This window comes from Oligoflexus sp., from assembly GCF_035712445.1.
Classification (GTDB): Bacteria; Bdellovibrionota_B; Oligoflexia; order Oligoflexales; family Oligoflexaceae; genus Oligoflexus.
In genome coordinates, this window is sequence record NZ_DASTAT010000028.1 from 52,117 (window position 1) to 65,293 (window position 13,177).

A 13,177-nucleotide genomic window follows, 5' to 3' on the forward strand; every position below is an offset into this window, starting at 1 on the left:
TCTGGGCTTTGGTCTTTTGCTTGAATGCGAAAGCCTATGCGGAATGGAAGGAAAACTGCCAGCGAAGCTATGATCCGATGGATCCAGCCCCCGCGCTTCCCCTGGCTCTGCGTCAGCTCGAAAGCAGCAAGCGTCCGGATGCTTTGGATCTGGAACAAAATCTTCGCGCATTGATCGAAAAGGAATCCCGCGAAACGATTCCGGTTTGGAATAGCACAAGAGCCCAGGATCTGACCCGTTCGATCCAGGAATTTCTTTTTCAGCAAAAGCCTGATCCCGGTCTGGAGCCCTTGCGCAGTCACTGGCTGCTTTTAATGCTGGCCCAAAGGCAGTGGGATGTCTTGAATCCTGCGTTGAAGAAAACGGATGGTCCTTTGAATGTGTGGCTTCAGGCGGAAACCAGTCTGGGGCTGCGTGACTATGCGGAAGCGCTCCGGGCCTATAACCAGCTCGACATCCCGGCCCTTCGCAGCTGGCTGGACTGGCGCCGCATGGAAACCCTATTTTTATTGGGCCAGAATGAAGGCTCTTTGGATCAGCTCGCTCTGGTTTTGAAGTCAGAACTTCTGCAGGATCCCCGCCTTCGTGAACGCTTGCAAAGCTTCATCCAGGCCTTCTCGGTCAGTGGCCGCGCCGTCCGACCTTTCTTGCAGCAGCTGAAGAATAAAGCCGACGCTGATTCCCTCGGCCAGGCAGCCTTCTGCGTGTTGACCGTCTCTCGCGATGCCGATGATCGCGGAGCGGCTCTTGCTGCGCTTTTACAGCTGCCGGAACCTCATTCGCAGTCCCTGCGATTGGCGGGCAAACAGATCGAGAAGCTTTTGGTCGAGCCTGTGCACGCCGAAGGTCTTTTGAATTGGCTCGAATCCTATACGAATCACGCCGCGGCGCGCTTCCGTCGGCCTTCTGATCTTCGCCTGAACGATGATGCCTATGAGTTCATGGAGGTCCAACGCAAGGCCGGGGATTTTCTTTTGACGAGTCGCACGCTGGTGGAATCATCCTCCCTCCTCGACCGCCTGGACGGAATCGTGCAAAAATCCCTGGCGGCTCTTCCCAAGGCTGAACCTCCGGCCCAAAACTTCGATGTCTCGAAGCTGGTGGCTCTGCGCGGTCGCATCCTGGAAAAAGGCCGACGCAACGCCGAGGCCGCCCGACTCTATCGTGAACTTGCACTCTCGGTTCAGGCTCCTTCTGAGCAAAGGCGCCTGGCCAATCTTATGCTGCAAAATTTTGGACTGGCCGCAGCCGACCTTGTGGATGATCCCGCGTTTACCGATGCCTGCCGCATCTATCAGAAGCTGGTTCCCGAGGCCCGTCAGGAGCTGGCCCGCTGTGATCTTATGATGGCCCGCCAGGCCCTCAGCCAGGGTCAGGAAACCAATGCCCAGCAAAAACTCTGGCAGATCGTCTATGCCTTTCCCCATAAGATCGAAGGACAGACAGCGGCCGAACGCTTGATCGAACTGAATCGCAAAACTCCAGACGATCTTTATCGCACGACCGACACGCTCCTGAATATCAGCAGTTTCCAGAGCGGCCCCTGGGCGCTCAAGCTCAAGGATCTGCGCCGACAAAGTTCCTATCAAAGAATCACTCAGCTGGCATCAAGCGATGATCAGGCCGAGGCCTACTTCGTCTTTTCGCAAAAGGAAAAGGGCGATCCTCTCGCCAATGAAAGTCTTCTGACGGCCGTGGCCATGGATCAAAAATCCGGACGCCTGGCGCGGGCCCTGGATCGCCTGGAAATCTGGCTCCATGATTATCCAGACTCCCGGGATGCACCGTCCCGCCTGCTCCAGCTTATCAGCATGGCCGAGAACGCCTTGCAGATTCCACGAGTTCGCCAGTATCTGCAGTGGACCCGCGCCTACACCTGGACCTCGGAGCAGAAGGATCAAATTCAGGAAAAAACCTGCCTCTTCGATATTCTGGAGCAGCCTTTGACCGCCATCAAAAGCTGCGAGGCCTTGGCGCCGCATGTCACGCAGGGTTCGCTTCTGCGTCTGCGCCTTGCCCGGGCTTTGGCCTATGGTGGTTACAGTGATCCGCTGCATGGCTATGCCCAGGATCATCTTCTGAATCGACAGGACCTGAGCGTCGATCAAAAAATCATGGTCCTTGATCTTCTGCGCCGTGCCAGAAGCCTGACTCCGGCCCGCGACGACGACATCAAAACGACCATGACCAATTACTACCTGGAACAGAGCGATAGTCTGGGTCCAGAGTCCCGTCGGATACTCGGTGGTCTCGCCTATGATGATGCTCAGAAATCCCTGACCGCGTTTCAGGCGATTCCCGTCTATGGCACCCGATCGGACGAGTTGATCGCGTCGATTCAGGCTAAAAAACAGGCCTTTGACGAGATCGAAGCGCTCTATAATAAAGTGCTGCAGACCAAGGATCCGCATTGGGGCAGCAGCGCTCTATGCGATCTGGCCCTGGCAGCCGAAAATTTTGCGGAAGCTTTGAACCGCATTCCAGAAATCGAAGGCCTGGACCGCAAAAAACTTTTGAGCCAGATCGCCAGCCAGATCGCGGGCTGGCGCGCCAAAGCCAAGAGCATGGCAGGACAGGCCAGCAAAACAGTGGAAAAATTCGGTATCCTGCACCCCGACAATCAGCGGGTCATTCAGGAGGCCCATCGACTGAAAGACGATCCCATTCAATTCAACGATTGGCTTCCGAGCCTTATAGATGCCGAAGCACCCGGCACACGGATCAGCAGCTGGACACGCTGGGACGAGGTGGCGACGGCGCTTTTGGAATCGAGCCAGGCCAATCGCGGTGTCGCATCGTCTTCGCTTATTCTGAAGGCCATCTATTTCACGCTCCAGACTCGCGATTTTGCGCGAACGGAATGGCTGAACGAAAGACTCATTCAATCCACTGATCCTCGCATCAAGGCGCTCGGGCTTTGGCAGGAAGGTCGCCTGAAGGCCCGGCTGGATCTTTTCGGTCAGGCCGAGGACTTCTGGCAGAAGGCTCTGGCGCTCGATCCCGAGCAGACGGAAATCAGAAAGCAGCTCGGCCTTCTTCATGCGCGCTTTGGTTTCTTTGCCAAAGCCATGGTCCTATTGAAACCGATTGAAGACGATCCGCAGCTGGCCTGGACCATGGTGGCCATTGAACGGCAGCTGGAGCGGAACGAGTCGGCTGATCAACGCTGCGAAGTCCTGACGGCGGTTCCAGCTCCTGCCGCGGAAGCTTACTACAACTGCGGTCTTCTCGAATTCCAGAATCATCGCAATGCCGGCAAGGCCATCAGCTGGATGGAGTCCGCCCTGCGCAAGGCCGAGGCCACCCCGCCCCTGGCCGAGGCTGCGAGGCAGCAGCTGACCGTCATGCAAAACTGGAAGGCCCGCTTCCAGCCCGAACGCTAAGCAGTTTCTGCCCGCCCCATCCTTACGGTTTTCATCTTAAAATGAAATAGATATCAATGTCAGCCGCCGTCGAGAGGCATAGGTAACGCCATGGGAACTTTCAACTTTGGTACCGTCTTCGCTTTTATTGGCTGCTTTGTCATCGTGATCGTCAGCCTTATCATGTCACTGGAAAACCCCTGGATTGCGCTCGATCTGCACTCGACCATCCTGGTCCTGGGCGGTACGCTCTTCGTGGCTTCCTCGTGCTTCCCCTATCGCCAGGTTCTCAATCTCTTCAAAGTCTTCATCAAAGGTATCGCAAGAAAGCCGGCCAACACTCACGCCGAAGTCCTCGATTCCATCATCCAGCTGAGCAAAGCGCGCGTGCAAGGTCGTGAGGCCTTCAAACAAGCCTCGGAACAAGTCAAACACCCCTTTCTGCGGGAATGCTCGCAGGTTCTGCACTGGACCGATGCGGACATCACGCGTGAAGAACTCCGGGAACTCCTTGAACTCAGGGCCGAAACGATTTTCGCCAGCTACAATCAGGACGCCGCGATCTTTAAAACCATCGCCAAGTTCCCTCCGGCCTTCGGCCTTATGGGAACCACCATGGGCATGATCGCCCTATTGCAGGCGATCGGCAAAGGCAATTCAGACAGCATCGGCAGCTCGATGTCCCTGGCCCTGCTCGCGACCCTTTACGGCCTCGTCCTGGCCAACGTCGTCTTTCTTCCCATCGCGGAATACCTGGGGAAAAAATCGCGGGATGAATTCGTCATCCGCAAGATGATCATTGAAGCCATCATGCTGATTCACGAGAAAAAGCCCGCGAAATTCATCGAAGAGAAGGTGAAGTCCTTCCTTCTGCCCGGTCAACGTCAAATGAAGAGCGCCTAATTCATGTCCAAAAGCCCGCATCATCTGGAGCAGCCGCACGAGGAAGGGGACGAGGGATGGATCGTCTCCTATGCTGACCTTGTCACGCTCATGCTGGGCTTTTTCATCCTGATGTATAAGGTCGTCGCCGATGAAGGTTCGGTGAAGAAGCTGGAAAAGCAGATCGGTGATGCGATGCTGGGCCATAAGCGGGCCTCCATGGAGCAGGTGCTCGAAGAGGCCAGCGAAGAACGCAAAGCCCGCGCCTTTCAACTGCTCGTTACCATGCTTGACCTCGGCGACAGTGCCGAGAATGCGGTCGGAAACATCGAGCGCAAGTATGCGGATGCCGGAAGCGCCCAGGCCTTTCAAAAAATCCTGGAGAAAGAACTCAGCCCCAAAGCGAAAGAGCAGCTGCAGGTCCTGAAGGCCGGTCCTCTTCAAAAGGATGTGGCTCTGCGCCTTGTCATTCCAAGCGACACGACCTTTCGCAGCGGCGAGGCCGAGGTCAACGCGCAGACTCGAAATAATCTTAAAGAACTGGCGCAGGGACTTCTGCCCCTGGATGATCTTTTGGAAGTGGAAGTCACAGGTCACACCGATGAGCAGCCGACCCGCGTCGGCGGCAAGTGGGCCAGCAACTGGGAACTCTCGGCCGCAAGGGCCGCGTCTGTCGCTGCGATCCTGCGAAACGAAGGACTTTCCGGTGAAAAGCTGCGGATTGCCGGCGTCGCTCATTTTCAGCCGCTGATTCCGGTGCTGGGGCTTTCCGGTGAAGCCCTTGCGGAAGCGCGGGCCAAAAACCGCCGCATTGAAATCGCCATCAAACGCAAGCGCCCCGTTCAGAAAGCTGAAGCGGAGCCCGAACCCACGAGGAAGCCATGAGTGGCAAACCCGCCAAAGCCAAAACCTTTCGCCGCTGGGGACTGATCCTGCTTGGTGTTTCCATCTTCGCGCCTCTTCTGTCGATCGGCACCATGCTCTATTTTTATTTGAAAGATGAACTTGAAAGCCGGCGCACGATCGCTTTTATGAATTTTGAGCAGCAGGGCTACCGTATCAAGGAAATGCTAGGGGATGAATCGCGTCTCTTCCTTGATCGCGTGGACGGTCAATGGCAGCTGCGCTTTTCCCGTGAACCTCGCGCTCTTCTTTTGAATGGCAGCACGCTTCAGACCGTCTTTGGTCAGATCACTCCCGAAGAGCAGGCGATTCTCCAGAAAAAAGACGATCAGGCGGCTGAACTGGATATTCGGAAGATTCAGGGCCAGCTCGTGATCATTACGCATCTGCGCCTGGATCATCCGACCGCCTTTGCTGATCAGGAGCTGAAGCCCGGTCTTTATCGGGCTATCTGGAATCTGGATGCCGGCTTTCTTCCCCGCAATCTTCCGGCTGATTCCCGACGTCTTTATATTCTGAATCAGCAGTCGTCCCTGATCTATTCGTCCGTGGCCGAGGACAGCGAAGAACTGATCCTGAAGCAGCCTCTGGTGCAAAGCTTTATTCGCTCGCCTCTTTCCCGGGCCGGAACGCCCCTGCGCATGACCAAAGATGGCGGTCAGTACGGCTTTTACATGGCCATTCCCGAAAGCAATCTGACTCTTTTCGTGGAAAGTTCCGCGGCCCTTTATTTTGCGCCCCTCATGATTCCGACCACTTTGGCCCTTGGCGTTATGCTTGGTTTCATGGGCATCAGCATCATGGTCTGGCGCAGCACCGTCGCTTCCCTGCGTGATGAGGTGCAGCGTCTGTCGCAATCGCTCGATGAATTCTCCAAGGGTTATTTGATTCCCACGCAGCTGACTCCGCAAAGTTTTCTTCTGGAACTCCGTCCGCTGGTGGAATCCATCAACAAAAATACCCGAGGCGTGCGTGAACGTGTCGACCTTATGGAAAAGCAAAAAAAGTAGAATCCCCAGCCTGCTCGCAGCGTGGCTTTTCGCCCTTCCCTCGCTGGCCTTGGGCGAGGCGCGGCAATTTCTTGCGGTCAAAAGCCAGGGCACGATCTGGATCATGCCGCCTTTGGCCAGCGACTGGCATAAGCTGAATGAAGACAGTTTTGATGAGGGCAGCCTTCTGCGTCTGATGCCTGGCGCCAGCATCGAACTCAAGCAGACCGGCAAGGATCTTTCCGCGGCGGAAATCGAAGCCCGTCTGCGCATAGCCGAGCCCTTGATCGTCCGCGTGGATCGACAGATCTTCAAGGAGCTTCGTTACAAGGACTATGTGCTCGATGGTCTTTGGGGTGAAGGCGCGACGCAGGAAAAGGAAGCCACCCAGCAGCCCGTGCTCAGCTTCATGGCCGCTTACGTTCGGCATCTTCTGTCCATTGAAACGGCCCAGGAGCTGCCGCGTCTGAAAGCGGATCCCCAGAAAGAAAGTCTGGAAAGCGCGCAGAAGATCAGTAACCTCCCCTTTCTTTCCCCAGGCCAGGACAGTCTTCACTTCATCAACGGCAAAAGCGCCCAGATTCCCCTTTACTGGGAAAGCCCGGATGAAACCCAGCGCTTTAAAATCTTCGTGTGGCCGGTCGGTGATGTCAAACGCGAGCCCACCGCCACGGTCCAGGGTCACCGTTATCTTCTGACCCTGCGTAAAGCCGGTGCCTATCGCCTGCAGATTGTGAGCGTGGACTACCGCTACCGTTCTGAAGTCCTGCGTATGATGGTGGATCAGCCTTTGGCTTTTGTTCCGGACGATGATCCTCTGGCCAAGCAATTCACACAGAGCGACCTGACCGTCACCCAGGCTCTGACTTTTCAATATCCTCCCGAGGCTTTGGAGATCCGGTCGGGAAGCCTCAAGGCCGACTGTCTTTTCGTTTGGTCCGATCAAAAGGGACTGAAGGCCGGGGATGAATATAAGCTGATGGTGCAAAGCGCCAAAGGCAAGGACGTCTGGAAGGTCACGACGCAGGAAACATTCGCCAAACTGCGTCTGGCGCCTGGAAGCTACCACTATTTTGTGATGAAGCAGAATCGAGTGAGACGGGGCAAACCAGAGACGAGTTCGAGTCAGCGGCTTCAGATCCTGGACGGCTCGCACGCGAGCAGCTGGCGCAAACTCGGTCGGAAAGCTCAGGATCTGGTGCGGGATGAAACCGTCCTCATGGACCTGCGTTGATTACTGCGAAGCTTCCACAAGACGCACGATTTCCTCGGGAAATTCCGCAAGGAACTGCTTCTGGGCCGCGGCATCCAGTTTCGCGGCTTTGATGTACCTATCAAGGCACTGAGCCCGCGTCACGGTCATGGTGCTGTCATCGCGCGCGCATTCCAAATAGAACTCACGAAACGTTTCAGCCTGCTCGGGATGCTGGGCTTCCAGCTCTGCAATCTCGCCAAGGCGTCGGGCAGCATCCACCGTGACCTTCGGAGTGTGATGCACATCCTCCGACTTGGATTTTTCAATCGCCGCTTTCTGCTGCAAAAGCTTTTTGGCACCCGCCAGATTCTTTTTGATCGTCGATGCCACTGCGTCCGGCGGGACGCTGACAGCGTCATCCGGCATGGAGTTCGCCGTTTCCGTCGGCAGCGCTTCAAGCTCTCCCGCAGAATCCGGAGCCGGACTTGCGAGAGGCGTTGGACTCGTTTGGCTCGGGGCGGGAGCCTCGGCTTGGGCCGGGGCATCCACGGTGCTTTCGGGGCTTTCCGCAGCCGGTTCGGAGCTCTCGGTTTTTTTCCTGTTCAAAAGCGCGATCCCGACCAGTACCCCGATGATGACGACAGACCAAAGGACCTTATTGTTTTTCATAAATCCTCAGTTGGAGCGAGCGGGAATCAAGGAGAAGTTGGAGATATCCACTCTCTCAAAACCTTTTTCTGGAGTGCCATCCAGAGTCGGCAGCGATCCATTCGGGCGGCGCACAACACGCGAGAGGCTGTCGAACATAATAGCCTGCAGAACGCTGCGATCCTGGGCCGAGCAGTAGTCACCGCAGTTCGCCACATAGGCTTTCAGGATCTGCGCACCCAGCGTGTAAGGACCATTGGCATTATCATCGCATGCAGCCTTATCCACGAATTCCTCGGCCACGCCCTGGCCTTCGGGACAGATGGCATGATAGAAACCGAAGCTGCCGGAAACTTCATTGCCATCGGCGTGCCGGGCTTCATGAAAGAGCGTTTCCACGCGAACAGCGGTGTTGGCATAAGCCGCGGGATTCGTCGGGTTGGGCATGAATTTAGGATTGAAGAGCGCGGGACCGATCTGCATCACACCATTGCGCTGCGTATTCAGATGAACCCAGGCGTTATTCACTTCGATCATCAGATATTCCACATTCGGATCCTGCGAGCGCAGGTTTTTGCCGATCTCGTAAAGGCGCGTGCCCATCATCGCCGCGGCCATGTTCACCGTCTCTGCTTCATCAAGGCCCGGAAGACGGGATACATAGAGGCTTCGGGAATCGGCATCCAGCGTGCCGACGCGATATTTGGAAAGATCCGGGCTCAGAAGGTAACGGACGCGTGCTTTCAGCCAGGCGCTCATGGTCGCACCCGACAGATCCTGAACTTCGAGAAGATTTTTAAGGCTCGCGTCATTGGCTGTGTTCGTTGTCAGATCAAAGCGTTCAATGCGCTTGAAATCGCGGGTCAGACTCTCCTGCGCCGTGGCGCTTACAAAGCGGTCCAATATCATGTGACTGACAAGGTCCACGGCAGCGGGCTCATTCTCATCGACGAAACCAATGCCGCCGGGCCCTGGTGCCAGCTTTTCACTTTTACCGGATGAACCACCACAGCCTACGAGCGGAAGAAGGACCAGCAAACCCAGAGCAGCAGATTTCAACATTTCCACGACGGTCTCGCTTTGTTAGAGGTGGCAGGAAGGGATCCTGCTCACCCCAAGATAATACGGATCAAATAAAAATGTTGTCCCAAAATGCGGACCTTGGCAGGGGCGCAACGATTGGATTTTAGCCCAATGAGAATGAGAGCTTACTAAGGGTTGGGAGCGGCATGGCAGAGGGGGAAAGGCGCGCCGGCTCGGATGGCCAGCGCCGGTCGATTCAGTGGGCGTCCTGGGTGGCTTTTTTCCGTTCCATATCAAGCTGTTTCGCCTCGATACGGGCCATCAGCTCCCGCGCCTGCGAGCGCATGTCGGCATCCGCGCCGTCGGCTTCCAGGACATTTTCCAGGAATTTCTGGCTCTTCTCCGCATCGCCTGTGACGTAAAAAGTCTGGACGGCCAGAAGGTAATTGGCCAGGGGATGCTCGGAATTCCGATCCAGGACCACGCGGAAATCAGCCTCGGCCTCCTGGAAACGGCCCAGAGCCTGAGCGGCTGCAGCGGCCCCAAGGGTGGCGGCAAGACAGGAGTTGCAGATTTTTTTCGCCTGCGTGAAATCCGAGTAGGCGGCTTCGAAATTGCCGACCTCAAGGTTCACCGAACCGAGATTCAGGACAGGAGCCAGGCTATCGGGGGACACCTGATGGGCCAGATTAAAATAGGCGATGGCTTCCCGGTAATCTTCCATCAGAACCGCACGCTGACGCTGGAGCACGCCCAAAAGATTAAGGGCCATGGCCTGCTTCGGACGCCCTTTCAGAACGAGGTCGGCATAGAACTGGGCCCGATCGATCTGTCCTTTGGCGGCAAAGGCAATCGCCAAAAATAGGAAGGCATCCTCGTTGCCGGGATGATCCTTCAGATGCTTTTCAGCCTGCTGCACGACAAGGTCCCAGCGTTCTTCCGAAAGCGCCTGCATGGTCTGCTCGAAGGTATTCTGGCCCGCATAGCGCCGGCGAATCTCCTGCATATCATAGCGGTGGAGCTGCAGCCCTTGCCCTACCGATGTCGCCTGCAAGGCTTCGGTCGGACGCCGCGATGGTGACTCCGCGTTATCAAGCGATTGACAGCTTACGAGAGCGAGCAACATGAACGGGATGAGTTTCATTCCGCACTCCCTTTGGCAAAGGAAAAGGAACTCTTGCCATCCATTTCCGAAGGCAGAGCTAAATAATTGATCTGTCGCGCAGCCGCTGAGGCCGAGTAGCGCCAGAAGTTTTCATCACCCACGCTGAGCTTCAGAATCCAATCCGGCAGTGTGTTGCCGTGCTGAATCGCATCGGCGAGACGCTTTTCCAGAGCCTCCATTTCCTGCGTGAAATAGCTATTCAGCTCCTGCCGTGCCAGCGCTACTTCCGGACCAGGCTGCTCCATGTTCAAATCCTGCAGAAGCCCCCGGTAGCGCTGCGCCTGGAACAGAGTTTCATAAAGGGCCGGACCGCAGTGGCTCGCATAGGGCACCTGGCAGGCTTCGGCATAAGCGCTCCGCACGCGGTTATAATTATCCTGAATTTTTTGGAAGACCCCGTCCTGGCTTCCCATCAATGATTTTTGCACATTGGAAAAGCCTGCATCCGCATCCTTGCGGGCGCGTTCAAACGCGATCTGACTCATCAGGTCACTGACCACGAAGAGCGAGGAGCTTTGATCCCGGAGGCGCATCTGAACGCTTTCCCGAACCTGGGCATGGCCGCTCTGATTCTCGCGATAGGCAAGACCGGCAAGACGCGCGCGCAGCTCGGGTTTATCCGGCAGATTGCGTTCCAGCATGGCAATGTCTTCCTGAATCCATTGATTATTCAGCGTGGCCTGATGAATGCGCATGAGGCGGGCGCTGAGGCTATTGACCTCGGCCTCTTCAAGATCGCGACTGCTCAGAAGACGGGTAAGCTCCAGTCGAGCTTCCTCGTGTTTGGCCTGAGCCATCAGTCCATCGACGATGACGAATTGCGCCTCGCGACGCCGGGGATCATTGGGAAAGGTCACAAGGAAATTGCTGTAGGTCTGTACCGAAGCCGCCAGTTCACCCTGGGCCATGAGCAAGGCGCCCTTATCCAAAAGTGCCTGCCGATAGATATCATCCCGCACGCCGTCGCGTTCGATGGCCAAAAGCTGCTCTTTCGTTTCCGTGAATTTTTGCAGATCCTGATAGGAGCGGGCCACCAGGTAACGAGCCCGGTTGCGCCTCTCCGAGGGTTTCAGTTCATGGATGAGCTGGGTGAGCTTGCTGATCGCCGGTTCGGGCTGGGCACTGGCTAAAAGCGCGTCGGCCTGCTTTTCAAGAGCCATGCGATAGAGTTCATCACGGTTGGCAAAGCCAAGGACCGGCCGGGTCACTTCCAGATCCGCACGACGGCCCAAAAGCGCAAGTTTCTCGACATCAGCATAGTCCTTGTTTTCCAGGGCATAGGTCATCAGCACCGTAAAGCTCTCGGTACGCAGGGGACGCTCGCCGAGCAGTTCAAGGACATCACGCAGCTGCTGCCTGGCTGATTCATGCAGGCCGAGCTGTCGATCGATCACGGCAATATTCAGGGTATGCAGCGCCTGCTCAGCGCCAGCCGACTGTTCCCGCATCAGGAGCATGATCTGCTTCAGACTGCCAAGGCCGGTCTGATCACTGACAGTTTCATTCGCCCAGGGATTGCTCATATTCCATTTCATGGTCTGCATCTGCAGGGCCAGGGCCCGGTTCAGATACTGACTGCGGACAGCCCCCGAGGAACTCTGCGCGAGACTGATCCAGGTGCTGATGGACTCCTGACGCAGGCCATGCGCTGCGAGCACTTCAGCCCATTTTGCGCGGATGCTGCGTGAATCGGGATTCTCTGCGGAATTGTCCATGTACTTCTGATAGATCGGCCTTGTGCTCGCCAGATATCCAGGCATGTGCTTATCAGCAAGGCCTTTGCCCAATTCCTGATGCATGAACTCATCATGCATTTGGGCCAGCCTCACACCATGCGGCGTGCCGCGGAAGGTCTGCTGGGCGTTCACCAGGAAGTCCTGATAGGCTTCCCGCTTGCGGCCCTGGCGGTATTCCTCACGCAGAAGAAGGGCCATCCTGAAATTGATCTGCTGCTTCTGCGAGGGATTCGTGAGCTTGGCTGAGACATGCTGATAAAGAGCGAGCGCGCGATCGGTCTGCTTGCGCTTCGAAGACGCCAGGGCGAGGCGCTCCAGAAAAGCCGGGAATTGCCGCGCCTGCTCATAGCACCCTACATTGAAAGGGACGGGATCCCACTGTTGATCAAAACCATTCTGAAGCGTCCAGACTCCCAGACTGAAATCAAAGATCGCATTCTTTTCATTCGCGCTGAGTGTCTGACAAAGGCGCGACACATAGCGAAGATAGGAGGCATACTCGGGAGACGGAGCCGCCACCGGACGACCGTTGCTGGAGAATCCGGCGAGGCTTCGGGCAACGGCCAGGGACGCGAGACTGGAAAAACGCCGATCCAGGCGGTTCGCCAGCGTCTCCAGCTGCTTGATGGCCCTGCTGCGACCTTCACCCTGCGCGTCGTGCACAGCCTCAAGACCCACCAAAAAATCCACCAATTCCAGATGCCGGGGATGAGTCAGCTGCGGACGAATCTTCGCCAGATTCTTAATCGCCTGCACACGCTTGTCATCATACTGCGCCTGGGCCAAAAGCAGCTGCAGAAGAACCGCGGCACGCTCCTTGGGAGCGGTCATATCCTTGAGGATCTGCGGACCCATGGCAAAGATTTCCTGATGCGTTTCCTGCAGCACGCGCTGGCTGCTGGCCATATCACTGGCGCTGTCGCGATCGCCGAGCACCACCGACTGCCAATAGAGGGCTTTCTGCACGAGTCGATCGAAGAGCCTTATGCGCAGATAGCTCTGCCGCTCGGGTTTACTCTCGGCCAGGGCTTTGCGATCGGCAGCCACGGCTTCTTCAAGGCGCGCGACGCTATCTGCGCTGCTTGGAATCAAACCCTTGCGGTTCGGATCCATAAGAATCTGTTTATAGAGCGGCAAGGTTCGTACATCCAGATCCAATCCCAGCACCGGATCAGCGGATGATTCGGCGCTGAGCGGCGGCGCCGCGTTGTCGGCAGCCAGGACCGGAAGGCCCGTACCGGTCAGGAAAATGGCAAGAAGGAGTGGTTTCATAC

General features: G+C 56.5%; 9 protein-coding genes. 5 read left to right on the forward strand and 4 right to left on the reverse strand.

Annotated elements, in window-relative coordinates; genetic code table 11:
* Positions 1-20 precede the first annotated feature (20 nt).
* From VFO10_RS06365 to VFO10_RS06385, 5 genes are all read left to right on the forward strand, one after another.
* A complete protein-coding gene (locus VFO10_RS06365; protein WP_325138208.1) occupies positions 21-3,383 on the forward strand; it encodes a hypothetical protein in 3,363 nt (1,120 codons plus the stop codon).
* Between the two features lie 90 nt (positions 3,384-3,473).
* Positions 3,474-4,265, forward strand: a complete 792-nt coding sequence (locus VFO10_RS06370; protein WP_325138210.1) for a motility protein A — start codon at positions 3,474-3,476, stop codon at positions 4,263-4,265.
* A gap of 3 nt (positions 4,266-4,268) precedes the next feature.
* Positions 4,269-5,129, forward strand: coding sequence for an OmpA/MotB family protein (locus tag VFO10_RS06375; RefSeq protein WP_325138212.1), 861 nt, complete (start codon positions 4,269-4,271; stop codon positions 5,127-5,129).
* Positions 5,126-6,157, forward strand: a complete 1,032-nt coding sequence (locus tag VFO10_RS06380; RefSeq protein ID WP_325138214.1) for a hypothetical protein — start codon at positions 5,126-5,128, stop codon at positions 6,155-6,157. Before VFO10_RS06375 ends, VFO10_RS06380 begins: the two co-directional genes overlap by 4 nt.
* On the forward strand, positions 6,126-7,370 hold the full coding sequence (locus VFO10_RS06385; RefSeq protein WP_325138216.1) for a hypothetical protein: 1,245 nt from the start codon (positions 6,126-6,128) through the stop codon (positions 7,368-7,370). Before VFO10_RS06380 ends, VFO10_RS06385 begins: the two co-directional genes overlap by 32 nt.
* Here VFO10_RS06385 and VFO10_RS06390 read toward each other — a convergent pair whose 3' ends face one another.
* The 4 genes from VFO10_RS06390 to VFO10_RS06405 form a co-directional block, all read right to left on the reverse strand.
* Positions 7,371-8,000, reverse strand: a complete 630-nt coding sequence (locus VFO10_RS06390; protein ID WP_325138218.1) for a hypothetical protein — start codon at positions 7,998-8,000, stop codon at positions 7,371-7,373. It abuts the gene before it with no gap.
* A gap of 6 nt (positions 8,001-8,006) precedes the next feature.
* Entirely contained in the window at positions 8,007-9,047 is a 1,041-nt protein-coding gene (locus VFO10_RS06395) for a hypothetical protein (RefSeq protein ID WP_325138220.1), read from the reverse strand.
* A 211-nt stretch (positions 9,048-9,258) separates the two neighbouring features.
* Positions 9,259-10,146 (reverse strand): hypothetical protein, encoded by an 888-nt coding sequence (locus VFO10_RS06400; RefSeq protein WP_325138221.1) that lies wholly within the window; start codon positions 10,144-10,146, stop codon positions 9,259-9,261.
* Positions 10,143-13,175: a hypothetical protein gene (locus VFO10_RS06405; RefSeq protein ID WP_325138223.1), complete on the reverse strand. Its 3,033-nt coding sequence runs from the start codon at positions 13,173-13,175 to the stop codon at positions 10,143-10,145. Before VFO10_RS06405 ends, VFO10_RS06400 begins: the two co-directional genes overlap by 4 nt.
* Positions 13,176-13,177: the final 2 nt, after the last annotated feature.